The following is a 25,754-nucleotide window of genomic DNA, read 5'->3' as shown; positions in this document are numbered from 1 at the left end:
GAAGGGTCCATCATATGAACAGGAGGGGTTCAATTGGTTCAAACATTAAAAGGTTGGTCACGTATGACGGCAGCGGCCATGGCGCTGGCACTGGTGCTTGCTGGCTGTTCGTCCGACAAGGGGAACACTGCAACACCGGGTGCTGAAGGCAGTACACCGAACACTAGCAATGAAAAGCCTTATGAGGTTTCCTTGTTCTATCCGGGAACACCACAGAAAGATGTGGCTCTTGTTGAAGCGGAAATCAATAAAAAGATGGAGCCGAAGATTGGAGCTACGATTAAAATCAATGCGGTGGACTGGGGACAGTGGGATAACAAGCTGAACCTGATGATCTCCTCCGGGGAAAAAGCAGACATTATTTTTACTGCTGCTTGGCAGAACTACACGGTAAACGTGGCGAAGGGGGCATTCCTGCCGCTGAATGATCTGCTGGATGCACATGGTCAGGATATCAAGAAAAATCTGGACCCAGCCTTCCTGGAAGGTTCTCAGGTGGATGGCGTCAACTATGGCGTACCAACGAACAAGGAACTTGCGGCAACACGCGGTGTGCTGGTACGCAAGGATCTGGCTGATAAATACAAATTGGATCTGACCGCAGTAAAAACATGGGCTGATCTGGAACCGCTGCTCAAAACCATTAAAGAGAACGAGCCGTCTGTTACTCCGTTCTACATGTCCAATACGAATGGGAACGGACTATTGGAAAATCTGGATTGGGATTACCTCGGTGATGCATCGGTACCTGGCGTAATCTCTAAGACTGCAGGTGAGACTACCGTACTGAACGAGGTGGAAACACCGGAGTTCAAAGAAGCAGCCGAGCTTGCACGTAAATGGTACCAAGCAGGCTACATCAACAGTGACGCAGCAACGTCCAATGTATTCCCGAAAGATCAGGCAAAAGCCGGAAAAGCCTTCATGTGGACGGATGGCATGAAGCCAGGTAAAGACAAGGAAGAAGAAGGGTATGTAGGACATCCGCTCACGCAAATTGAGATGACAAGTCCAACGATTACAACTGGCGATGCCTCTGGTGCGATGCTTGCAATCTCCCGTTCTTCTGAACAGCCGGAGAAAGCAATGCAAGTGATTAACTTACTTCACTCCGACAAAGAAATTAACAACTTGCTCAACTTCGGTATTGAAGGCAAACATTATGTAAAAGTAGAAGGTCAAGATAACATCATTAAGCTGCCTGACGGCGTAGATGCGAACAGTCGTACCTATAATCCAGGTGCACAATGGCAACTGGGTAACCAGTTCCTGAACTATCTGTGGGATAACGAAGATCCACAGAAATGGGAAAAGTTCAAAGAGTTTAACGCGAAAGGCGTAAAATCTCCTGCCCTTGGTTTCACGTTTAACAGCCAGTCGGTTAAAAACGAAATTGCGGCTGTAAATAACGTCAACAAACAATTTAAGCCGGGAATGACTTCGGGTGCTGTTGACCCGAACGAGATGATTCCGAAGTACTTGGAAAAATTGAAAGCGGCAGGTATTGATAAAATTATCGCGGCCAAACAGGAGCAATTGGATGCATTCCTGGCTAAAAAGTAAAAAAATGTTCTGACGAAGTAGTCCATCAAATTTACTTCATCTGGCAGGACACAAAAGGGACGTTATCGGTGAAAAACCGATAACTCCTTTTTTGTGTCTGGATTGTTAATCAAAAATAGGAAAAATATGATATAATCAGGGGGTTGATTAGGAGGTGTTTGTGTGTCGAGAACCAGGCTTGTGTTCTCAGGGGCTTTATTGCTGTTTGCCATCATCTTTACCTTTAAACATCATCTCGGTTTTTCAGTAGGCGATTCGTTGTTGTTATCCCTTGGCATTTCTCCTTATACCACATCTTATTTAAGTGGTGTACATATTACGATGTACTTTGGACTTGGCATGCTGGCTTGTGGATATTATCTTACACGCAAGGAAATTGTGTGTGATTTTCCACTCTTGGCAAAAACGTTGTGGATTGCTGTTCTGGTCGTTATATTCAGTTATTCTTTTATGACAGACAAGTTAATGTACGTAGTGAAATGGGGAGCAAAGGGCATGAGTAGCATATCTTATATCCAGAATGACAGTTCATGCACCTATGATGTGTCATCCAATGGACAAGCCTTGGCAAGCTGTGAATTGACGCTGAAAAACTACAGCAACTCAGCGGTTGTTGCCAAAGTTAAACCTGACTTGGCTGGAAGTTATCATAATCAGGATGATCCGCTGTCCAATTCCTTGAAGTCGGTTCGATTAGAGCCGATGCCAATAGAGATTGAGCCAAGGAAGACCTTCACTGGAAAACTTGAATTCTCTGGTGTAGCAGAATGTCCACTCGAAGTGAGGGGCAATTTGAAGGATATCGTACTAGATGTGGCAGTTGACGGGACAAATAGTGTTCTGGATGATGACATTCCTTAGTTCGTAATATACAAGACTCTAGTTTCAAGTACATAACAATATAATGAATCACTTACAGAAGTAAAACGTAGAGGGGAGTCATTGCCATACGAACGAAGCCGGCTTACCGCCGGTTTTTTTGTGTGCGGAAAGTTGAATTTAGTGCTGAAAAATTGGTTTTATCTCCTTTTCCATAGGGTTCATAACGCTTACTCTAAATAATGGAGTAATCTATTTATTTTCATGTCCAAGAAATAGATTGTATTTACAGCGGACTTGACTACAATTAATGTCACGATATTAAGTAGAAAATTAGATGAAGCGAGATGAAACTTCCATGTCATACCGGACAAATTTGTTTTCCAAGATGGTCATTTTAATTCTGATCATGCTTATTCCCGTTGTGCTTCTGTACTGGTATTCGAATCATAAAACAACAGCCGTACTAAGGGCAGAGCTTAACCGTTCGAACAGCAATCAGCTTGAATTCTTCCAAAATCAGGTCAATACCAATATTGAGTTGTTATCCTCATGGCCCAACTTGCTGATTCATGACCCCGATATTGCGAGTTTTCGGCGCATCTTTGCGGAGAGCCGTTATTTTGATCTGGATGCAATCAATCTCGTTAAGCGAATTCAGAACAAGTTGAGTATTCAGGAAAGCTCCTCTAACTGGGAAACCAAATTGTATCTGTACTCACCCTCCCTCGGCAGGGTGATCTCGGAGCGAGATGCTCGTACTTACGACAAGCAGGCTTTAAAAGAAAATATAATCTCCGGCTGGGACGTACACAAAATCAAAGATGGGGAAAATGATCGCTTCAAGTTCAGCTGGATCACCGTATCTCCTTATGGCATCGAGAATCCTGCGGAGAATGCAGAAACGATCATTAAGCTCGAATTTGACAGTGACAATATCCGGGATATGCTCGATAAATTCAAAGGCGATGGTAGACATGACCCGTTCTATTTTCGTGAAGGAACAGGGGTGATCTATAATCGGACATCAGACCACACGCTAACCAATCAATTAATTGAGGAATTATCCAGCCATGCACTGCAAGACGTGGAAAATCGTACGATTGTCATCGGGAATGAACCATACATGGTCAATTCTGTGAAATCGAGTACAACCGGCTGGTATTTGGTCGATTATATGCCACTGTCAGATATTTTGAAACCGATTCACCAGTCGAATCTCCTGTTTTATTCTGCGATGATCTGTCTGCTACTGATGAGTTGTATTGCTGCGTATTTGTTGTATGTGCAAGTTCAAGTGCCAGTGAAGCAACTGATTCGCGGTTTTCAGCGATTGAAGCAAGAGGATTACTCTGTTCGTATTGAGCCCAAAGGTCGTAATGAGTTCAGCTTTTTGTCCGAACGTTTTAATTCCATGGTGGAAAAGATACAGCAGCTGTTTGAACACGTATACTTGGAGCAGATCCATGTCCGGGAAGCCCGGTTAAAGCAGCTTCAGTCCCAGATTAACCCGCATTTCTTCTATAACTGTTTCTCGTTTATCACGAGTATGGCGAAGCTGAAGCGTGTCGATGCCGTTGTGGCCATGTCTCATAATCTGTCGAGGTACTACAGGTATACAACAAGACAGGAACGGGATGTTGTTCCGTTATCAGAAGAGATTGAATTTGTAACCAACTATCTGGAAATTCAACGTATGCGTATGGAACGCATCCACTATACGCTGCATTTGCCGGAAGATATGCTGCGGATCGAGGTACCGCCGCTAATCGTACAACCTCTAGTTGAAAACGCCGTTATCCATGGTATTGAAGCGGATGCCGAGGCTGGCGAGATCCGAGTGTCTGGTGAGCAACGTGACGGCACTATGTTTCTAGTTGTTGAAGATGATGGTCAAGGAATGACACAAGAAGCTCGCGAAGCGCTATTGATCAAACTTGCAGGCACGATGGATCAGGAGATGGGTTGCGGGTTATGGAATGTGAACCAGAGGCTTCAACTCAGGTATGGAGGGAAGGGCGGCATTGAGCTCTCAGCATCGGAGCTTGGGGGAGTGCGTGTGACCTTGTCATGGCCAGTGGAACAACAACCTCTGCTGGAGGACGAAGATTCAATATAAGTGGACGGGGGAGTGACTACATTGATTGATATATTGCTTGTTGATGATGAAACGTATGTAACGGAAAGTTTGGAGTTAACGATTCCTTGGGGGGAACTTGGAGTCACGACAGTGCTGCGTGCGGCATCCGGCAAGGAAGCACTGGAGATCATGGAGGAAAATGCAGTTGATATCGTCGTTACAGATATTCGTATGCCGGGTATGACAGGCCTTGATCTGATTTCGGAAGTAAACCGGCGCTGGCCTCATGTGCGCTGTATTCTGCTGACAGGGCACAGTGACTTTGACTATGCCAAAAAAGCAATTCAATTGCAGGCAACAGATTATATTTTAAAGCCTGTCAACGATGATGAGTTTATGAATTCAGTCTCAGCGGCGATTACCTCACTTCGGGATGAATGGGATGAGTTCGACAAGTATCATCGTCTGCTCTACAGCCGTAAATCCGATTACAAGATTTTAAGAGAGAATCTAATGCATGATTTGCTGCTCGGCCGAGTCATTTCATCAAAAGCTTTGCGTGAGCAGTTAGAACAATATGAGCTTCATATGGAGCCGGAGCAGCTTGCTGCGATGATGCTGATTCGCTTGGCTGGGCGTTTTGCAACCATGGATCAACAGTCGCTTGATCTGATGGATTTTGCTGTGGGGAATATCGCTGAGGAAGTACTGGGAGAGACGTACCATGTCTGGTTGAGTCGCGGGCCTCATGATTGTTTGGTTATGTTTCTCCAGAACCGGGAACTGCCAGAGCTATCCCGGTTAGGGAGCACTAACATGCAAGATGCAGTTGAGACCTTCCGTGAGCATGTCGTGCGTTACCTTCAAGGGGAGTTGTCCGTAGTTGTGACCCCGCCATTTCCTTTTCAGGATCTTACCAACGTTTATCGTAAAAGTTTGGGTTCACTTATCCTATCGGGGCCGGAAGAACACAAAATCATCTATATGGATATGGAAAACAACTTGAACAAACGTTCTGAAACTGATGCAACCCAAGCTCTAGAAGAGTTGTACAAGCCGCCTGTATTGCCTCAGTTGCTGGAGACCAAACAGTGGGAAGCGGCAGCTGCAAAATTGAATGCTGTTTTTGATGCAGCGGAGCAGGTTTGCCTGTCCAGAGAGCATGTGTATGAGATGTACTTGTCGGTTACTAATGCTTTTATGTATATTGCCCACAAACAGGGTCATTTGGTACACGAGATCGATCATGCGGGGTTTGATTTGTTGCTGGCACATCAGTTGATCCAATCCCCAGAGAAGCTACGTCGGTGGGCGATGGACATGCTGGCGAAACTGCAAGAGGAACTGTCCGATCAGGAGGGTGCACAAAGTCGCAGACATGTCATCAAACAGGTACAGGAACTGGTAACAAGAGACACCGGGCAAGACCTCTCCGTAAAAATGATTGCAGATAAGGTCTATTTACACCCAGTATACCTTTCGAAGATATATAAAGCAGAGACAGGCGAGGGTCTGGGCGATTATATGATTCGTATGCGTATGGAACGTGCACTGTATTTGCTCAAAAACACAAACAAAAAAATATATGAGATCACGAGTGAACTAGGGTATCAAAATCCGCAATATTTCAGCAAAATGTTCAAAAAACATTATGGATTGACACCGAATGAATTCCGGGATCAGACATAAATACAACATCATTCGAGCATATAGGTTGGCAAAGGTGCAGAAATCTTGATTTCGTATCATAGGCTGATGTACCTGACCCGTCCTATAATGAAAGGGTAACCAAAACGATTTAAGGGGGAACAACATGAGAGCGCAATCAACGAAAAAGAGATTCTTGTCGCTTCTCGCTACAACGCTGTGTCTGACGGTCGTGCTTGCAGGATGTTCGGGCGGCAATGAAAGCAAAGAGAGTGCAGCACCAAGCTCCACGGGAGCTCAGAATGAATACAAAGAAAAGTATGACCCGGCAGTAACGATTACGACAGCGTGGGGCATTGACCCGGAACTGAAATTCAAAAACGGCGAATCAATGGAAAATAACGTCGCTACCAAATGGGCGAAGGACAAATTCGGTATTGATATCAAATCCCTTTGGTCCGTAACCGATACGAACAGTGCATTCGCAACCAAACTTCGTTTGGCGATGTCTTCTGGTCAAGAAATGCCTGATATCGTTACGATCGGACAACCGGACAATCTGGTTGCTCAAGATTTGATTGACTCGGGTATGTATCAGGAAGTTGGACCGTTGTTCGATAAATATGCTTCAGACACATGGAAAAAAGCAATGGAGCAAGATCCAAACGTATGGAATCAATACAGCCGTGACGGTAAAAGAATGGGTATTCCCGTACTGGACTACGCTTACAACAACGACTACCTGCTCTGGATTCGTCAAGACTGGTTGGACAAGCTGAACATGAAAGCGCCAAAAACCATTGACGAGCTGGAAGCCGTGATGGAAGCGTTCAAAAATAAAAATCCGGATGGATTAGCTCCAGACAAAGTCACACCGCTGAGCATTGGTTTCAAGAAATCCATGAACACATGGATGGGGGATCCATCCTGGATCTTTGGCGCATATGGTACCTTACCGCAACAATGGAATGTGGGTGCAGATGGCAAGCTGGAGTATGGTTCGATTAACCCAGGTATGAAACAAGGTTTGACTAAGCTGAATGAATGGCTGACGAAAGGTTACATTCCTCAGGAAGCAGCGCTGTGGGATGAAAATAAAACGGCAGAACCGGCCGTTGCAGGTACAGCCGGCATCATTCCGGGTCCATACTGGATGAGTGGATGGCCACTGAACGATACGGTGAAAAACGTCCCAGGTGCCGTTTGGAAACCAATCGAGATCCCAAGTGGTCCTGATGGCAAAGCGATGCGCCATGGTACAGCATTTGTCAATGGTGTTACTTTGATCAAGAAAGATATGGCTCACCCGGAAGCATTCTTTACGTATCAAAATTATCTGTTTGATAATTATGCAGACCCGAAACCGGGAAGTGAATATGATAACGGTCTATTTGAAGGCTATGACTATCAATTAGATGCGAACGGGAAACAAAAACGGTATGAAGACATTGATGGCGGGCATGTCAACGTAGTACGTTATTTGCTCGTGCGTGATGGTGCCCGTATTCCGGATGCACAGATGAAAGCCTTGATGAATCTGGCCGATGGCAAAGAGCCGGAAACCAAGTTGGAAAAAGATGTTGCCGCAAACTATGGTAAAGAGACACCTAACGCAGCGAAAGTGTTGCTTGAACAGAAAGATATTTCTTTCAAAAACATGTTCACAGGGCCTACAACCAAAACAATGAAGTCCAAACTGGATTATCTCAACAAAATCGAGAACCAGACCTTTAATGAGATCATCTATGGCAAGAGCCCGGTCGATGCGTTTGATACCTTTGTTCAAACGTGGAAATCCGGTGGCGGTGATCAGGTCACTCAAGAAGTAAACGAGTGGTATGACGGTGTGAAAAAATAATCGGCTTTACGCAGAAAATGTAAAGCCAAAAGTAACGCACAGACGATAGAGGTCTGTGCGTTTTTTTCGTTTTTTGACGTAATGTAATTGTTGAAAAATCCCGTAAAACAAGGGCTTAACCGCTCCAAGAGTCCTTCTTTCCAGTACATGTCCAAAGTAGTTGCTTTTGTGCCATTTATATTGCTTTTATGCGCTGTTTGGAGGTGCTGGAAGGTTGATATAATTTGCTTATAGAGCCACTCAGGAAGTACTTGAGTAGGAAGAATTACAGGGGGAGCAATCATGAGAACTTTAAAACGAACTTGGCCATTCCACGTAATGCTGCTGCCAGCCATCATCTTTCTGATTATTTTCAGTTATGTGCCTATGGGCGGAATCGTTATGGCATTCCAGGACTACAAACCATGGCTTGGTATCAGTGGCTCGGATTGGATCGGGCTTGATAATTTTAGATATTTATTTGAACGAGAGGACAGCTTGCAAGTTATCTGGAATACGCTGATCATCGCTGTACTCAAGCTGATTTTTAACTTGTTTGTTCCGTTCGTGTTCGCCATTCTGTTGAATGAGGTTCGCAAGATGGCGATTCAGCGTACGATCCAGACGTTGGTATATTTACCTCACTTCTTGTCCTGGGTTATCCTGGGCGGGATTCTGCTTGATTTGTTGTCAACGGGGGGGCTCGTGAACCGGGTACTTGGTACATTTGGGCTTGGGCCATACTTCTTCCTTGGAGATAACAGTCTGTTCCGACCAACAATCATTGTGACGGATGTGTGGAAGGAATTCGGTTATAACATGATTGTTTTCCTAGCAGCTCTTGCTGGCATTAACCCGGCGTTGTATGAAGCTGCAGAGATTGATGGAGCAAACCGCTGGAAGCAAACGCTTCACATTACGATTCCATCTCTTGTACCTATGTTGATGGTCGTTGGAACCTTGGCTCTGGGTAACGTACTCAACGCAGGTTTCGATCAGATTTTCAACTTGTACAATCCGCTCGTATATCAATCAGGAGACATCATTGATACATTCGTATATCGCTCGGCTTTGGAAAATGGAGAGATGGGCTTTGCAACCGCGATTGGATTGTTCAAATCCGTCATCAGTATGGTTCTGATCCTCGTATCTTACAGCCTGGCCAAAAAATACGCCGGATACCGCATATTCTAATCGAATGAACACAGAAGGAAGGGACTACGATGTATCATAAATCACCATCATACCGCATTTTCAATGTCATCAATATCAGTTTTCTCATTCTGATTGCCATTATGTGTATTGTGCCAATGATCCATGTGTTGGCAGTATCGTTTAGTAACAAGGCTGCAGCAGATGCAAATCTGGTCAGTCTCTGGCCGGTAGGATTCTCCCTCGAAGCCTATAAAAAAACAATGAATAATCCAATCTTCCTGAACTCGCTCTGGATTTCACTGTTGCGTACTGTCATTGGTACAGGCATTACACTGCTGATAACCTTCTTGGCGGCATATCCGCTGTCCAAGGAAAATAGTGAGTTCAAAGGCAGAACGGTATACTCATGGATTTTCGTATTCAGCATGATTTTCAACGGTGGTCTGGTTCCGTTCTACATGGTTATTCAGAAGATTGGCCTGATGGATTCTTTCTGGGTGCTGGTACTTCCAGGTGCAGTCAACACGTTCTTGGTCATCCTGATGCTGAACTTCTTCCGCGGTATTCCGAAAGAATTGGAGGAGGCAGCGCTGATTGACGGTGCGAATCATTTCAGAACCTTGTTCAGTATCTTCCTGCCCATCTCCATGCCTTCCATCGCAACCATTGCATTGTTCAGCATGGTGTTCCACTGGAATTCCTGGTTTGACGGTCTCTTGTACATGAATAATGCGAAAGATTATCCCTTGGCAACCTTCATGCAGACGGTCATTATCAAACGTGATATGAGTACGATGGCGATGAATCCGAAGGAAATGGAAACGATCTCTCAAACGACCGTACGTGCAGCCCAAATCTTTATTGGAAGTGCGCCGATCCTTATTGTATATCCATTCCTTCAACGTTTCTTTGTAAAAGGTATGACACTGGGCTCAGTTAAAGGCTGAACCACAATCCCTAATTACTGGAGGCTGATATTTTGAATCAATCAACCAATCAACCATTCATTCTTGGCATGGATGTATCATTTATGGACGAGATTGAACAGCATGGGGGAACATATCAGGATGAGCACGGCAAGGAGGAAGATTTGCTGACCATTCTCAAAATGAATGATGTGAGTGCTATACGACTTCGCATCTGGAACGATCCCGTCGGCGGATATTGTAATCTGGAGCGCACCGTAGAAGTAGCGAAACGAATCAAGGCACAGGGCTTACAGTTCCTGCTCGATTTCCATTACTCAGACCGCTGGGCTGATCCGGCCAATCAGTGGAAACCGAAAGCGTGGGAGCACTTGCCTTACGAGCAACTCAAACTAGCTGTGTGTACGTATACAGCGGATGTGCTCCGTACATTGAAGGAACACGACGCCTTGCCGGATATGGTTCAAATTGGTAATGAAATTACACCAGGCATGTTATGGGATGATGGACGTGTCGGTGGTGAAGAACATGATACAGACGAACAGTGGCAACGTTTTGCAGGGCTTGTGAAGTATGGCATTGCAGCCGTTAAATCCGTTGACCCTTCTATCCAAATCATGATTCATATTGACCGCGGTGGAGATAATGCCGAAAGCCGTAAATTCTATGATCGTTTTGAGGCGTTAGGTGTAGAATTTGACGTTATCGGTCTGTCCTATTATCCTTGGTGGCATGGAACACTGGACGCCTTGCGTGATAACCTGAATGATCTGGCCAAGCGCTATGGGAAACCGATCAACGTGGTTGAAACGGCATATCCATGGACGTTGGAACAGCCAGAAGGCATAGAGTGGATTATGAATCAGGAAGACATGCTGCTACCCGGATATCCTGCAACGGTAGAAGGGCAAACCCGATATTTGAAGGATATGTTACAGATTATTCGTGAAGTTCCCGGGGGCCTGGGCCATGGATTCTATTATTGGGAGCCTGCCTGGATTCCTAGCAAAGAAGAGTGGTCTGTAGGACACCCGAATAACTGGGGAAATCTGACGATGTTTGATTTTAAAGGTCGCAAGCTCGAATCATTCAAGGCGTTAACTGCAGGGCAAGAAATGAATGCCACAACCCTCGTTTAAGAAGGCATGCAAAAGCAAAATAACCGTAATTCAACAGCAAGGGAGTTTTCATAATGACATACAAATTTCCACCCGTAAGTTCCAAAGCCCCACACATGCTACACGGTGCTGATTATAACCCGGAGCAATGGCTTCGTTATCCAGAGGTGCTTGAAGAAGATATTCGGTTGATGAAACTGGCGAAATGTAATGTGATGTCTATCGGTATTTTTTCTTGGGTATCCCTAGAGCCAGAAGAAGGCGTCTATACGTTTGAATGGCTGGATCAGGTGCTCGATCGCTTTGCGGCGAATGGGATTTATGCATTCTTGGCAACACCAAGCGGGGCCAGACCGGCCTGGATGTCGGCGAAATATCCTGAAGTGTTGCGTGTATCGGAGAATCGGGTTCGTAACCTGCATGGTTTCCGCCATAACCACTGTTACACCTCTCCAGTTTACCGTGAAAAAGTAACGGCGATGAACAGCAAGCTGGCAGAGCGTTACTCGGATCATCCAGCTGTCATCGGATGGCATATCTCCAATGAGTTCGGTGGAGACTGTCATTGTGATTATTGTCAGGAAGCCTTCCGCGGCTGGGTTCAAAACAAGTACAAAACACTGGATGAGTTGAATCACTCATGGTGGACAACGTTCTGGAGTCATACGGTGACGGATTGGAGTCAAGTTGAATCTCCGGCACCCCATGGTGAAACACAGGTTCATGCGATGAACCTGGACTGGCGTCGTTTCGTGACCGATCAGACAGCGGATTTCATCGTACATGAGACAGAACCACTCAAGGCCAAAAATCCGAATCTGCCAGTAACGACAAATCTGATGGAGTTTTATGGAGGCTTGAACTATTGGAAGTTCGCGGATATTCTTGATTTCCTCTCCTGGGACAGCTATCCGACATGGCATGATGCAGAGGACGATGCGAAACAGGCGTCCCGGATTGCGATGATGCATGATATTGTACGTTCGATCAAAGGTGGACAGCCATTCCTGCTGATGGAGAGCACACCAAGTTCTACAAACTGGCAGGATGTAAGTAAATTGAAACGTCCTGGCATGCACCTGTTGTCTTCTTTGCAGGCGGTAGCTCATGGATCAGATAGTGTACAGTATTTTCAATGGAGAAAAAGCCGTGGTTCAAGCGAGAAGCTGCACGGTGCGGTAGTAGACCATGTGGGAACTGAGCACACCCGTGTGTTTCAGGATGTGACCGATGTAGGTACTGCACTGCAAAGCATGGAGGATATTGTGGGGACTACGGTTCCGGCTGAAGTTGCGATTATTTTCGATTGGGAGAACCGCTGGGCCGTGAACGACTCACAGGGGCCGCGCAACATCGGGGTGAAATACGAGCAGACAGTAGAAGCTCACTACGAAGCGTTCTGGAAAAAGGGTGTGGCAGTGGATGTCATCGACATGGAAGCTGATTTTTCCAAGTATAAAGTGCTGGTGGCGCCGATGCTCTATCTCGTTCGTGAAGGAGTAGGCGAACGGATCGAGAAGTTTGTAGAACAGGGCGGCACATTTGTGGCAACCTACTGGTCTGGCATTGTGAACGAGAACGATCTGTGTTTCCTGGGTGGATTCCCTGGCCCACTGCGGAAAACGCTCGGCATCTGGTCTGAAGAAATCGACGGATTGCATGATCGTGAACTCAACGGAATTATTCCGGCGCAGGGTAATGAGCTGGGACTCACTTCAGAGTATGATGCAATTGAACTGTGCGACCTGATTCATCTGGAGAGTGCAAAGTCACTTGCCGTGTATCGTTCTGATTTCTATGCAGGACGTCCGGCTTTGACCGTGAACGAGCTCGGTCAAGGAAAAGCTTATTACATGGCTGCTCGAATGAAAGCGCCGTTCTATGATGACTTTTATGGGAAGTTGATTGCAGATCTGGATCTGGAACGTGGACTTAAATCAGACTTGGCTGCAGGAACTACTGCACATGTACGTACTGACGGTGATTCCGATTATGTATTCGTTCAGAATTACACCGAGCACGAAAAACAGGTTCAGTTGGATAGTCAGTCGTATACAGATGTACTTAGCGGAGAAACGGTTGAAGCAAGTCTTGACTTACAACCGTACGATATTCGTGTATTGCGCAGAGCGGCGAATCGCAAGTAGGTTCAGAATAGAGATATGAATAGGGCGCTGGCGTTCTTTGAAAATAGGTTGTTTAGAATACTTCTGATGATCCGAAGAACAAACGAATGTTACACATAGAGAGACAACAAACTGGATTGTCTTGGGCCTTTAAACAGGTGCCAGGACAATCCTTTTTATTTTGCCTTATGTGGGACTTCAGGGCTTTTTTTGGACAAGATAAAGGATAATCGTGTCCACGTAGCGAAGACAAACACGTAACTTGTCAACTTAAGACTTTCATTGTCTGGGAGGAATTGAAATGAATCAGAGAAATCTGGACGGCAACAGCATTATTATTCGGCTGGAAATGACAACGAAAGATATCAAGTTTGGCGAAGTGGCTTCGGCCATCTCGGAAGCTGGGGGAGACATCATTGCCATTGACGTCATTTCGACCAATCAGGATGTCAGTGTGCGTGACTTGACTGTCGCGGTCACCGATTCGCAGCAAAACAGTAAAATTATAGAAGCGGTACGCCAGCTTAAAGGCGTGTCCATCGTTAACGTATCGGACCGTACTTTTCTGCTGCATCTTGGCGGTAAAATTGAAGTTACACCGAAGACACCCATTCATAACCGGGAAGACCTTTCCCGTGTGTACACACCGGACGTAGCTCGTGTATGTTCCGCTATTTCAGAAGAACCCGGCAAAGCTTTTTCATTAACGATTAAACGAAATACCGTAGCGGTTGTTTCCGATGGCAGCGCAGTGCTTGGACTAGGTAATATTGGTCCACGTGCAGCTATGCCGGTGATGGAAGGTAAAGCGATGCTGTTCAAACAATTTGCGGGTGTAGATGCGTTCCCGATCTGCCTGGATACACAGGATACCGAAGAGATTATTCGCACAGTGAAAGCGATATCACCGGCATTTGGCGGCATTAATCTGGAGGATATTTCTTCACCGCGCTGTTTCGAGATCGAACGACGGTTGAATGAAGAGCTCGATATTCCGGTATTTCATGATGACCAGCATGGTACAGCCGTTGTATTGTATGCGGGTCTGATCAATGCACTCAAACTGGTTGGCAAGTCCATCGAAGATGTGAAAATTGTCGTGTGTGGCATTGGAGCGGCGGGGGTAGCTTGCAGCAACATTTTGTTGTCCGCAGGTGCGAAGCGACTGATCGGTGTAGATCGTGACGGAGCAATCGTGCGCACGAATACGTATGAGAATGAGGTATGGACCGAATATGCGGCACGTACTAATCCTGAACTGGAGACAGGTTCCTTGCGAGAAGTTATTCGGGATGCCGATGTATTCATTGGTTTATCGCGAGGTAATTTGTTGACTCGTGAGGATGTGCAGACAATGGCAGACAATCCAATCGTATTTGCGATGGCAAATCCTGTACCTGAGATCATGCCTGCACTGGTCGAAGATATCGTTGCCGTAATGGCGACAGGACGTTCGGATTATCCGAACCAGATTAATAACGTGCTTTGTTTCCCGGGTATGTTCAGAGCTGTACTGGATTGCCGGGCAACGGAAATTAATGAAGAGATGAAGCTAGCTGCTGCTCAGGCGATTGCCTCGTCCATCTCGGATGAAGAGCGTACACGTTATTACATTATCCCAAGTGTATTTAATGATAAGATTGTCAAATCGATGCGCAGTCGTGTTATTGAAGCGGCAATCAAGACAGGTGTGGCAAGACGTGTACCGCGTGAACAAGCCCGTGAAGGTGGAGAATCCTGATGGCATCCGATTCACCCAATAAAGAGGCCATCCTGTGCGCGGCTCGTGCCTTTGTACGAGAAGAGGCGTCCAAACATTCTGATGGGCATGACTGGTCACATATTGAGCGTGTGACTACTCTAGCGGGCAGGCTGGCTCGTCACATGGGTGCAGACCTGTTTGTATGCGAACTGGCTGCACTGTTGCATGATGTACCGGATGAGAAGCTGAATGACAGTCTGGAGGCCGGTATGGCGAAGCTGCATGCTTGGCTGGACACCCAACTGCTAGATTCTACTACCCGTGAGTCGGTAGTAAACATTATCAGTACGATATCGTATGCGGGTGGTCAAAGGGATGCAGTCGACTCGCTGGAAGCCCAGGTCGTGCAGGATGCAGACCGGCTTGATGCACTTGGAGCGATAGGCATTGCCCGTACGTTTGCATTCTCGGGAGCCCGCGGCCGTGAAATGTACGACCCTTCCTTACCGCCGCGGGAACAGATGACCCGTGAGGAATATCGCAATGGGCGCAGCACAACGATCAATCATTTTTACGAAAAATTATTCAAGCTTAAAGATCTGATGAACACGTCCTATGGCAAGGAACTGGCGAAGCAGCGTCATGAGTATATGGTGCAGTTTGTGGAGCAGTTCAAGCAGGAATGGGCAGGCACAGACAGATAAATGTATAGAAGGTCACCATGGGTCTTTAAAGGCTGTGTGGTGACCTTGTTACTTAGATTATTTTTATATGGTTGGATTATTTCCACTCGGACTTTTGAGCTTATTGGCCAGAAATATAGTTCAACTCTATAGAAGCATTCATATTGTTTAAATAAAACTTTTCTGTAATCTTTTAATTTTAATTCAACTGATTCCTCAAGTATTGATAAAGAAGTGTATAAGTTATCATGTTGCTTAGAAGTGTGGTCGGTTTGATAAAGGATATAATGTTTCTCAAAATGATTAAATTGCTCAATGATTAATGAACTAGTCGATAGGTATAAATGAGATGTCGGAGAACTATATTTTTCAAAGAATGATTTCATCTTTCAAAGGTGAGTTGGATGATGTTTTTCTTCTCGTATACTTCTTAAGTCTGAAATCATATGTAGTAACAAATTCCTAATGTCATTTTCTGTTCGGCTAAGAAAAGTCTCTTTTGCTTTAAGTTTCAAATTAAAAAAATAAGTGACTACCCATCCTAATACAATAACCAAAGCTGAAGCGAGTGGAATATAATCTTTTAAATTCATTATTTAGTCTCTACTTGTTAATTTATACATAATATATCGGGTCGTAATACGAAACTTTAAATATTATTTTAATAAGTCCAACTCATCATTTATACAAAAACGAAGAAGACAGAAAAAACCTGAAAAAGCGAAGCGCTCGCCTTTATCACCGGATTTTCCCTTTAGGAAAGAGAATCAAAAAAATCTGGGGATAACAGCGATTGGAAGGTTCTTCTGTTTTCGTAGTGGCGGTATAAATATTATATTTAATTTGGAATCATGTAAGGACCTCAGAGAATGAAGGTGCAAAGCTACAAGCACTCATGGTACAATAAATCGTTCTCCTAAAGTTATTCGGGCCAAAATAGAAATATGGGGTAATAATGAACATGATTATCATCAAATGTAAACAAACATGTCGGGTAGTAGGAGGGGGATGCCATGTCATTTGGAGCACGTGTACTTAAGACAGGTATAGCGGTCACGCTTGCTTTATTTCTGAGCAGTTTGTTCCTGAACCCGCAATCTCCTGTGCCTGCCGCCATTGCAGCGATATTTGCCATGCAGCCTTCCATCTATCGTTCGTGGAAGTATTTCCTCGATCAGTTGCAGACGACAACGCTGGGGGCAATTGTAGCTTTGCTAGGGGGCATGGTGCTGTCCAATGAACCCATCGCCGTAGGGTTAATTATTGTGCTGGTTATTATGATTTGTCTTAAATTAAATATGGGTGAAACGGTAGGGCTGACACTGGTTACGGTGGTATCCATTATGGAAGCCTCGGGAGATTGGCATTTTGCACTGAATCGCTTCTTGTTAACGCTTGTGGGCATTATATCAGCCTTTCTGATTAACATCTCGGTGTTTCCACCTAAACCAAAGGTGCAGTTTGTGAAGCAGATCCAAAGTGTGTTTAACGGGATGTCACTGCTGCTTCGAACATCGATCTCGGATGAGATTAAAGAGGTTATTTTCCGGGAAGAGAAAAGCAATCTTGGCGGGTCGATCAAATCTTTATCAGACAAATATCACCTGTTCGAAGAAGAGCAGAAGAAGATGAAGCGTGCCAAATTCAGTGAAACCCGTCAGATGGTCGTATACAAGCAAATGCTGCTCAGTTTGCAAAAGGGATACGATGTACTGGATTCAGTAGAACGTCACTACTTTCAGGCACAGCGAACACCCGAAATGGATCTGTTTTTTGATACCCATCTCGAACGGGTCATTAAATTTCATGAACATGCTTTGCTCAAATTCGAAGACAAATTAAAACCAAATGGTGAAGAGGCTGCATTGTTTATATCGGAAAATGATCATTTTATGGAACAGGCCATTGCCCAGTTCGATGTTGATAAGGGCGGAATGTTAAGGTTGTCGATTGTGGCCGCGGCGATATATGATTACGGATATCAGCTGGAACGGCTGAACCGGCTCGCAGACCATGTGCACACTTCAACTGAAGACAAAGAGTCACATGACAGTATGCTGAACTGGCTGAAATGGCCTTAGTTGCAAAAATCAGATACAATAAAGAAACAACCAAACCCGGACAGTAACGTCCGGGTTGTTTGGTCTATCGGTGAATTCAACCTATAAGATGAGAAGAATGACAACGATTATGAACGAACTAAGGGGTAGAAGAGATGGAGCTAAAGCAGCTGGACTTAGAACTTATGGAATGGTTTAACGGAAGCAATCTGGAGAGCAAGCAGCACGAGGCATTGCAATTGCTGACCGTAACTGACGCGCAGTGGCCACATCTGGCTATGATCAGCATGGGGGAAGTCGTTGCTGTAAGCCCAGACTGTCTTCGTTTGGCACTCTGGCAAGGCACGCAGACGAGTATGAATATGATGGAAACAGGTAAGGCTACGTTAATTGCAGTACAAGGACAGCGTTTATTGCATGTAAGACTTGAAGTTCGTCTGTTGCCTGAACTAGCGGAAGCTGTTCACCCGCGAGATCGATATGAGTGTGCTATCCTTCAACTTCGTGTAGATCAGGCACCTTATGCGGAAATTACGTCTGGCATCACGTTTCAATTAAAAGATCAAATCGGGGCTTTGGCTCGCTGGACGGCAACCATTGAGGATTTAAAGAGGTAGCGTTAAAACAACAAATAACGTCTCCGCTTGCATCGGGACGCTGTCACTGGTAAAATATAAAATGGTTTTCAGGAATTAGAATTAATTAACATAAAATTAAAATGTTTACTTTCTAATAATTATACCATTGCCTTTTCGGGCTTGTCAAATGGATATTCGAAGACACAATCCGGGGAAAGAGAGGCGCACAACTTATGAGTACAGAGCAACAGTGGGACAAAGAACAGGAGCGGGTGAACACCGTTACCGATCAGATTGAGCGCAAAATCGCTACATTGGAAGAAGAGGTGGGCTCCTTCCGGGACGAAGTGGTTGGGATGCGTAAAGACTTCTGGGATGAAGTAACGATGAACTTCAGTGAAGCCGATGATGTCGGGGAGACGTCAACGAGCATGCGGCAACAATCACAGGTCCTGTCAGACCGCGAGCGAAGTCATCTGAATACAGCTGCGGCACTGAATAAAATGAAACGATTGCATCATTCACCTTATTTTGGTCGGATCGATTTTAAAGAGAACGGATATCCGGATGCAGAACGTATCTATCTGGGGATTGCGTCCTTGCTGGATGAGAAGGAAGAATCCTTCCTGATCTACGACTGGCGTGCACCTATTTCCAACCTGTATTACGATGGTGCGCCGGGGCCGATCTCATACCGTACACCAAGCGGCGAGATTAGTGGAGAGATCGAGATGAAACGGCAGTTTGTTATTCGGGATGGCCGGATTCGCTTTATGTTTGATACAGGGGTAACGATAGGAGATCAGCTGCTTCAGGCTGTGCTCAGCCGAACGTCTGATGCACAAATGAAGAGTATTGTCGCAACGATTCAGAAGGAACAAAACCGGATCATTCGTAATGACCGGACACGCATGTTGATTGTTCAGGGCGCAGCTGGCAGCGGCAAAACCTCTGCCGCGCTCCAGCGAGTCGCTTATCTTCTCTATAAATACCGTGAGCATTTGCAAGCGGATCAGATGGTTCTTTTTTCACCGAACCCGATGTTTAACAGCTACGTATCTACGGTATTGCCAGAGCTTGGCGAGGAGAACATGTTGCAGACAACGTTTCAAGAATATCTGGAACGCCGTTTAGGCCGCGAATATCAGCTTGAAGACCCATTTATCCAGCTCGAATATTTGCTTACGGAAACCGAGGAGCCTGGTTATGATGCACGAATGTCCAGTATACGTTTCAAGTCTTCTGCATCATTCCTGAATGTGATCACCCGGTACAAGGAAAGCATGCTTTCAGGCGGAATGAGATTCAAGCCTGTACGTTTTCAGGGCAAAGCTATTGTCGATGCAGAAGCGATGGCTGAGAAATTCTACAGCTTCGGCTCTTCTGTCAAACTGGTGAGCCGGCTGGAGTTGTTGCGGGACTGGTTGCTTAAGGAACTGTCGGCATTTGGTAAAAGCGAACTGGAAGCGCCATGGGTGGATCAGCAGCTCGATTTGATGGAGCCGGAAGATTTGCAACGCGCGTACCGACGGTTAAAACGTAAACAAAAAGGCAAATCACATACGTTTGATGATTTTCAGCAGGAAAGAGAGATTTTAGCCAGAATGGTGGTTAGTGATCGACTTAAGCCTTTACGCAAATGGATTAAATCACTGCGTTTTGTCGATATCCGTCAGTTGTATGCGAACCTGTTCCAGGATCAGACACAGATGGTTCATTTATTGGATAGAGAGCCCTTGCCGCCTCACTGGGAAGAAATCTCAACTATGACGCTGCGTAGATTAAAGGTGCAGGAACTGGCCTATGAGGACATCACGCCGTATTTGTATTTGCGCGAATTGCTGCTCGGTTTCCATATTAATTCGAACATTCGCCATGTCATTATTGATGAAGCACAGGATTATTCTGCATTCCAGTTGGCATTTATGAAAAGGCTGTTTCCTCATGCGAAAATTACGGCCCTTGGTGACTTCAATCAGGCTATTTATGCACATTCCTCTGTAATTAACGGTACCGGTCCGTTAAGTGATCTATACGGACCAGAGAATACAGAAGTTATTGTACTGACACGCAGTTATCGCTCCACGATGGAGATTGTGGAATTTACACGGGGGATGGTTCCCGGCGGGGAGGAGATTATCCCGTTTAACCGGAATGGAGAGAAACCCAAAGTTATCGTATCCTCTGATCTAGAACAGCATGTGGAACAAATCACAGCAGATCTGAATGATCTGATGCAGGAGGGTTACGAATCTGTAGCGGTGATCTGTAAGACGGCTGAGGAAAGCAAGGAAGTACATGAAATACTAAGTCACAAGCTGAAGGCGGCCCCTAAGCTGATCAAAAAAACAACACTGGCGTTCGAACAGGGTGTCCATGTTATTCCGGCTTATTTGGCGAAAGGTGTGGAGTTTGATGCGGTGTTAATCTATAACGGATCGGCTGAAGCCTATTCTCGTGAACAAGAGCGCAAGCTGTTCTATACCGCCTGTACCCGGGCGATGCATTTGCTGCATGTTTATTCGTTAGGAAAGCCAAGTCCATTTATCACCTCACAGTCTGAAGAGTGGTATGAGATGCAAGATATTTCTGCAACTCGTGTGGAGTAAAAAGAGGACTAATCCGAGCGGTATGTTGCAGTGAGTTCTTCTACAAGATGAGGTTAGCCAGATATGTCCTGGTTGACCTCTTTTTGTGTATGTTATGAAGCGAAAGTTGCTAACAATAGTGACATGGGCATACATATCTTAGTTCTTATTGATAAATAAGGCGAATCTCCTTGTGCATGTATTCAATAGATGTAATTTTTCTTTACACATGCAGCTCAGGCTCATATAATCGTAACAATCTATTTTTTTGAGCGTTGCACGACGATGGGGAAAAATAATGCATTGTAGGGGTAACACATACTTCATTGTATGGGTAAAATACTTCATTGTGTGGGTAAAATACTTCATTTGGGGGAACAGGCAACGGAACAGGTAATTTCATGAAGGAGGCAGACAAATTGAATATAACAACTTTTGAACGGCCGCTGATGGCCGATTGCGTACCGGATTTGGTCGCTACAGCCCGGGGAGATATGAAGGCAACTTTGGTGATTCGGGGCGGCACGTTGGTGAATGTGATATCGGGTGAAATTCTTCCGAATATGTCTGTTGCCGTACAAGGGGCGAGAATTGCGTATGTTGGCAGAGATGTAAGTCATACGATCGGAGAACATACTCGCATTATTGAGGCAAATGGGAAATATATTGCCCCAGGATTGTTAGATGGCCATTGTCATATTGAGAGCACGCAGATGAAAGTATCCGAGTTCGCAAGAGCTGTCCTGCCATCCGGTACGACAGGTGGTTTCTTTGATCCGCATGAAATTTCCAATGTACTGGGACTTAAAGGACTGCGACTTATGTTGGATGAAGCACGTACCACACCTATGGCAGCCTATATGCAAGTAGCTTCATGCGTACCTTCCACTCATCCGGGACTGGAAACGACAGGAGCTTATATCGGACCTGAAGAGGTAGCAGAGGCACTATCATGGGGGCCGGACATGATTGGTCTGGGCGAAGTAATGAATTTCCCAGGGGTTGTGTATGGAGATGAAACGATGATCGGGGAGATTCAAGCAACACTGCATGCAGGCAAAGTAGCAGATGGACATTTCACCTGGGCCTCGGACGACTGGCGTCTGCCTGTTTATGCAGCGAGTGGAGTCACGGGGGATCATGAGTGTGTTACGAAAGAAGATGTAGTGGAGCGTTTGCGACTTGGTATGTATGCGAAGATGCGCCAGGGTTCTGCATGGCATGATGTCGCCGAGACCATCAAAGCATGTACGGAGCTTGGACTGGATACCCGGCGAATGATGCTGGTGACAGATGATCGAAGCTCCGAATCTTTGCTGAAAGAGGGCCATATGGACTTTGTCGTTCGACTGGCGATTTCCCAAGGCGTGAAGCCCGTTACAGCATTCCAGATGGCTACGATTAATACGGCAGAACGTTTTGGTGTGGCGCGTGATATCGGAGCGGTGATTCCGGGTAACATGGCCGATATTATTTTGTTAGACGGACGCCTTGCGGATGTCCGTGTAGGCACAACGATTGCTGCAGGGCAAGTTGTAGCCGAGAACGGTAAAATGACAGCCGTGTGGGATACGTTCAATTATCCTGAGGAAGCGCTCAATACAGTGAAGCTGGAAGCAAACATCCAGCCACAGGATTTGGAATTGTCTGCACCCATTGTCGAGGGTACTATAGGCGCACGCATTATCCATGTGACGGAAAATCATGTGGAAACGAAGGAGAAGCATGTGCAAGTGAATGTGCAAGGTGGCAAGGTGGTTCTGCCTGCCGCAGGCGAGGTATGCAAAATTGCTGTGCTGGAACGCCATAAACAAACCGGAAATCGCGCAGTGGCGCTGGTCGGTGGGATCGGGTTCACTTCGCCAGCAGCGATAGCCATGACGGTAGCTCATGACAGTCATAATCTGCTGATCATCGGAAACGATGATGCACTTATGGCGGAAGCTGGTAATCGTGTCATCCGCATGCAGGGCGGTGTAGCCGTTGTAACACATGCAGGTGTGACCGAGTTTCCGCTTCGCATTGCCGGGCTGATGTCGGTGGAACCATTTGAAGTGGTAGCAGAGCAATCAACAGCAGTTAGCGAAGCGTTGCAATCGGCAGGTTGCACCTTAAACAATGCTTTTATGACGCTATCTCTGTTAGCACTGGTCGTTATCCCTGAACTACGGTTGTCTGACATTGGACTTGTGCGTATCTCTGCAGAGGGTATTGAACGGGTATCTCTGTTTGATGAACCGAATGCAGATCAAGCTGGGACAGCACAGAATTAAAAGAAGAGATGAAAAATGAAAAATGAAATCACAGACCGCCTTCGGGCGGTTTTTTTTGGCAAAGATGGGTCACCGTGTGGGAAATTCAATTCGTTGAAATAGGTCTACAGAATTGAAGTGTTAGAAGTGAAATACAGACTGAAGTCGTGGCTTGAATTTATATTTTTACATATGATATTAAAATTTGTGACTTTTGAACTATGTATTCAGAACTGTGAATTCCCGAAATAAGTTATATGATTCTTTCGTCGTGAGTCTTAAAGGTGATATTGCGTATAAAAGAAGTTTGGATTCATCGCACTTCCACAAAAGTGCAAAAAATGAATAATAAACGACATTCATTCCTCCGGATGTATACGTAAAGCTGCCATAACTTCAAGGGAGTGTACAAATATGAAAACTAAAAAAGATTTCCGTTTTATTCTGCTGATGAGTTGTCTGGTTTTGTGTTTAAGTACGGCCTGTTCTACCCGAGTCGCTGCCGTAGGTTCCGTTGAACCGGTGGACAGTTATGCCACGATTCATGGCAAACTGGATCGTCCCGTACGGGCTACATGGGTGTGGGATACGATGCAGATTCGAAATAATGCGCAGGATATATTGAAGTTTGCTGGGGAGAACAACATTAATACGATCTATTTACAGATGAACCGGGATCTGAAATTCCCTGAATACAAAAATTTTATTCGGCTTGCGCGAGCTCAGAATATTGCTGTTGACGTGATGGACGGGCGTTCCGCCTGGGGACTGACCGAGAGCCGTGAACAGATTGCCTCCTTTATGGACTGGATCGTAACTTATCAGGCACAGGCACTGGCTAGTGAGAAATTTGCAGGTATTCATCTGGATATTGAACCTCATGTACATCCGCAGTGGAAGACCAATCAAGCCAGTGTGATTATCCAGTGGCAGGGAAATGTAGATTATATTGTAGACCGTGCTGCGCGTATGAACATGCCGGTGGCAGCTGATCTGCCGTTCTGGTTGGACAATTACAAAATTCCGGGTTCAACGATGGCAGTGAGCAGCTGGATGATCCGCAAATTTGATTCCATTACGATTATGGCTTATCGGGATACAGCGGCCGCGATCTATAATGTGGCAAAGGATGAACTTATCGATGCGGCTTCTGTAGGTAAGAAAATATCGATTGCGGTGGAAACGAAGCAAAGCAAGGAAGGCGATTTTATAACCTTTTACGAAGAGGGAGATGCCTACATGGAGGAACAGTTGAAGTTAGTCGAGAAAATGGCGAGTGCTCACACTTCCTTTAATGGTTTTTCGGTTCATGAGTATTCTTCTTGGAAGACGTTAAGAAAGTAGAGCAAGATTCGTATTCTTAGGGCATGTTTTAGGGAATTAAGAATTAGAAATAGAAAGAGCATTTGGAGAGCGTCATCTAATTAATAGGGGTTAACGTAAATAAAAGGTGCTTACAGCTTACTTGCTGAAGGCACCTTTTTATTGCTCTTTTTTATGCAGTATCATTCTACATAAGAGATTCTTAGTATTAACGGATGGAGCTGATTTTGATCTTCCTTCATTAAATCATCTGAACCTCTGTAAACGCAGTAGGTGCAAGGGTCATGTTATTGGAAAACACTTTACGGTACTGAGACGGGGTTGTGTTCTTGTGTTTCTTAAAGGTGGTAATGAAATAACTCAGATGCTCAAACCCAACATCCATGGCGATATCCACAATCTTATGATCCGTATTCTCAAGCTGCGCGCAGGCCTGCTGCACCCGATAATAATTAATGTAATCGACAGGGCTCTTCTGCACCATCTGTTTGAAAAAACGACAGAAATGTCCTTCGCTCATATTCGCTTCACTCGCTAGATCTTTCAATTTGAGCGGTTCAGGATATCGCTTGTGAATATAACCGAGAACTGATTTTAGACGCTCCACCTTATCCGGTGTTCCCCCGTTAACTACATTTTTGACCGGAAGTGCCTTCCGCTGTTCAAACATACGGGCGAGCATGAGATAGAGGTAGGCTTTCGTAGATATCTCACAGGTTTCTGTCCCGCTCGCGTGATCTGCGAAGATGCACTTCAGGTAGGCTAGAACTTCTGAACCCCAAGCTTCATCAGTATTGATATGATAGGGGAGCTGTATACTTTTTCGCAAAATAGGTCCAATAAACTTCTCCTGCACCGTATCAAACGTATGACTAGCAAGAAGATCCGAATGAAACACAACGGAAGAAAAGATACAAGGCTCATCGCCTATCAGATATCCTGCATGAATCTCACCCCGATGAATAAAAACAGCCTCTCCGGCCTTCACTTGAACTCGGTTCATGTCAATTTGAAACACGGCGGAGCCTTGCGTCACCATGGTGAACTCCATCTCATCATGCCAGTGGCAATCGAGAATGCTGTCCCCATTCAATTGCTGAATGTCCGGGTATACACTAACCGGGTACATGGCGTTGCCGTGAATTCGATCTTCGCGTAAATGTTCACGTTCCATCGTGGAACCTCCTTATGTATATGAATGGATGTAATCGTTTGCAATTCAATCTGCAAATCTGCCCTGAACATGCTATAAATATCAAAATACTGATATAATCAGTCAAAATATAAGAAGAAATTC

Annotated in this window: 17 protein-coding genes; 16 read left to right on the top strand and 1 reads right to left on the bottom strand. The window is 45.3% G+C overall.

What is annotated here, in order from left to right; translation table 11 throughout:
- Window positions 1-33: 33 nt before the first annotated feature.
- From AB4Z30_RS22535 to AB4Z30_RS22460, 16 genes are all read left to right on the top strand, one after another.
- The gene (locus AB4Z30_RS22535; RefSeq protein WP_441929699.1) at window positions 34-1,563 is read left to right on the top strand and encodes an ABC transporter substrate-binding protein; all 1,530 of its coding nucleotides are present in this window, start codon (window positions 34-36) and stop codon (window positions 1,561-1,563) included.
- Between the two features lie 162 nt (window positions 1,564-1,725).
- Entirely contained in the window at window positions 1,726-2,424 is a 699-nt protein-coding gene (locus AB4Z30_RS22530) for a hypothetical protein (protein ID WP_441929698.1), read from the top strand.
- 316 nt (window positions 2,425-2,740) lie between these two features.
- Complete coding sequence (locus AB4Z30_RS22525; protein ID WP_441929697.1) at window positions 2,741-4,501, top strand: sensor histidine kinase; 1,761 nt, start codon at window positions 2,741-2,743, stop codon at window positions 4,499-4,501.
- Between the two features lie 21 nt (window positions 4,502-4,522).
- Entirely contained in the window at window positions 4,523-6,151 is a 1,629-nt protein-coding gene (locus AB4Z30_RS22520) for a response regulator transcription factor (RefSeq protein WP_441929737.1), read from the top strand.
- Between the two features lie 124 nt (window positions 6,152-6,275).
- Complete coding sequence (locus tag AB4Z30_RS22515) at window positions 6,276-7,967, top strand: extracellular solute-binding protein (protein ID WP_441929696.1); 1,692 nt, start codon at window positions 6,276-6,278, stop codon at window positions 7,965-7,967.
- A gap of 282 nt (window positions 7,968-8,249) precedes the next feature.
- Window positions 8,250-9,140 carry an ABC transporter permease gene (locus tag AB4Z30_RS22510; protein ID WP_441929695.1) on the top strand — a complete coding sequence of 297 codons (891 nt, stop codon included), beginning with the start codon at window positions 8,250-8,252 and terminating at the stop codon, window positions 9,138-9,140.
- A gap of 29 nt (window positions 9,141-9,169) precedes the next feature.
- Window positions 9,170-10,048 carry a carbohydrate ABC transporter permease gene (locus AB4Z30_RS22505; protein ID WP_441929694.1) on the top strand — a complete coding sequence of 293 codons (879 nt, stop codon included), beginning with the start codon at window positions 9,170-9,172 and terminating at the stop codon, window positions 10,046-10,048.
- 32 nt (window positions 10,049-10,080) lie between these two features.
- Entirely contained in the window at window positions 10,081-11,166 is a 1,086-nt protein-coding gene (locus AB4Z30_RS22500) for a glycoside hydrolase family 53 protein (protein ID WP_441929693.1), read from the top strand.
- 53 nt (window positions 11,167-11,219) lie between these two features.
- Window positions 11,220-13,292, top strand: coding sequence for a beta-galactosidase (locus tag AB4Z30_RS22495; RefSeq protein ID WP_441929692.1), 2,073 nt, complete (start codon window positions 11,220-11,222; stop codon window positions 13,290-13,292).
- Between the two features lie 280 nt (window positions 13,293-13,572).
- Window positions 13,573-15,012 carry an NAD-dependent malic enzyme gene (locus tag AB4Z30_RS22490; RefSeq protein ID WP_441929691.1) on the top strand — a complete coding sequence of 480 codons (1,440 nt, stop codon included), beginning with the start codon at window positions 13,573-13,575 and terminating at the stop codon, window positions 15,010-15,012.
- Window positions 15,012-15,677, top strand: coding sequence for an HD domain-containing protein (locus tag AB4Z30_RS22485; protein WP_441929690.1), 666 nt, complete (start codon window positions 15,012-15,014; stop codon window positions 15,675-15,677). The genes AB4Z30_RS22490 and AB4Z30_RS22485 overlap by 1 nt, the downstream gene beginning before the upstream one ends.
- A gap of 992 nt (window positions 15,678-16,669) precedes the next feature.
- Complete coding sequence (locus tag AB4Z30_RS22480; protein ID WP_441929689.1) at window positions 16,670-17,737, top strand: FUSC family protein; 1,068 nt, start codon at window positions 16,670-16,672, stop codon at window positions 17,735-17,737.
- Between the two features lie 134 nt (window positions 17,738-17,871).
- Complete coding sequence (locus tag AB4Z30_RS22475) at window positions 17,872-18,333, top strand: pyridoxamine 5'-phosphate oxidase family protein (protein WP_441929688.1); 462 nt, start codon at window positions 17,872-17,874, stop codon at window positions 18,331-18,333.
- 194 nt (window positions 18,334-18,527) lie between these two features.
- Window positions 18,528-20,903, top strand: coding sequence for an RNA polymerase recycling motor HelD (gene helD, locus AB4Z30_RS22470; RefSeq protein WP_441929687.1), 2,376 nt, complete (start codon window positions 18,528-18,530; stop codon window positions 20,901-20,903).
- A gap of 428 nt (window positions 20,904-21,331) precedes the next feature.
- A complete protein-coding gene (locus tag AB4Z30_RS22465; protein ID WP_441929736.1) occupies window positions 21,332-23,155 on the top strand; it encodes an adenine deaminase in 1,824 nt (607 codons plus the stop codon).
- A gap of 393 nt (window positions 23,156-23,548) precedes the next feature.
- On the top strand, window positions 23,549-24,478 hold the full coding sequence (locus AB4Z30_RS22460) for a hypothetical protein (protein WP_441929686.1): 930 nt from the start codon (window positions 23,549-23,551) through the stop codon (window positions 24,476-24,478).
- Window positions 24,479-24,698: 220 nt separating this feature from the next.
- Here AB4Z30_RS22460 and AB4Z30_RS22455 read toward each other — a convergent pair whose 3' ends face one another.
- Window positions 24,699-25,631 carry an AraC family transcriptional regulator gene (locus AB4Z30_RS22455; RefSeq protein WP_441929685.1) on the bottom strand — a complete coding sequence of 311 codons (933 nt, stop codon included), beginning with the start codon at window positions 25,629-25,631 and terminating at the stop codon, window positions 24,699-24,701.
- Window positions 25,632-25,754 lie beyond the last annotated feature (123 nt).

It is taken from the genome of Paenibacillus sp. 2TAF8, assembly GCF_052114825.1.
Lineage (GTDB): Bacteria > Bacillota > Bacilli > Paenibacillales > Paenibacillaceae > Paenibacillus.
The sequence above is the reverse complement of the archived record's forward strand: the minus strand, read 5'-3'. Positions and strand labels throughout refer to the sequence as shown.

Bases quoted from the DNA above. Each gene is read 5' to 3' on its own strand.
- AB4Z30_RS22525 (WP_441929697.1), top strand. From the start codon at position 2,741: ATGTCATACCGGACAAATTTGTTTTCCAAGATGGTCATTTTAATTCTG.
- AB4Z30_RS22515 (WP_441929696.1), top strand. From the start codon at position 6,276: ATGAGAGCGCAATCAACGAAAAAGAGATTCTTGTCGCTTCTCGCTACA.
- AB4Z30_RS22510 (WP_441929695.1), top strand. From the start codon at position 8,250: ATGAGAACTTTAAAACGAACTTGGCCATTCCACGTAATGCTGCTGCCA.
- AB4Z30_RS22505 (WP_441929694.1), top strand. From the start codon at position 9,170: ATGTATCATAAATCACCATCATACCGCATTTTCAATGTCATCAATATC.
- AB4Z30_RS22495 (WP_441929692.1), top strand. From the start codon at position 11,220: ATGACATACAAATTTCCACCCGTAAGTTCCAAAGCCCCACACATGCTA.
- AB4Z30_RS22490 (WP_441929691.1), top strand. From the start codon at position 13,573: ATGAATCAGAGAAATCTGGACGGCAACAGCATTATTATTCGGCTGGAA.
- AB4Z30_RS22485 (WP_441929690.1), top strand. From the start codon at position 15,012: ATGGCATCCGATTCACCCAATAAAGAGGCCATCCTGTGCGCGGCTCGT.
- AB4Z30_RS22480 (WP_441929689.1), top strand. From the start codon at position 16,670: ATGTCATTTGGAGCACGTGTACTTAAGACAGGTATAGCGGTCACGCTT.
- AB4Z30_RS22475 (WP_441929688.1), top strand. From the start codon at position 17,872: ATGGAGCTAAAGCAGCTGGACTTAGAACTTATGGAATGGTTTAACGGA.
- helD (WP_441929687.1), top strand. From the start codon at position 18,528: ATGAGTACAGAGCAACAGTGGGACAAAGAACAGGAGCGGGTGAACACC.
- AB4Z30_RS22465 (WP_441929736.1), top strand. From the start codon at position 21,332: ATGGCCGATTGCGTACCGGATTTGGTCGCTACAGCCCGGGGAGATATG.
- AB4Z30_RS22460 (WP_441929686.1), top strand. From the start codon at position 23,549: ATGAAAACTAAAAAAGATTTCCGTTTTATTCTGCTGATGAGTTGTCTG.
- AB4Z30_RS22455 (WP_441929685.1), bottom strand. From the start codon at position 25,631: ATGGAACGTGAACATTTACGCGAAGATCGAATTCACGGCAACGCCATG.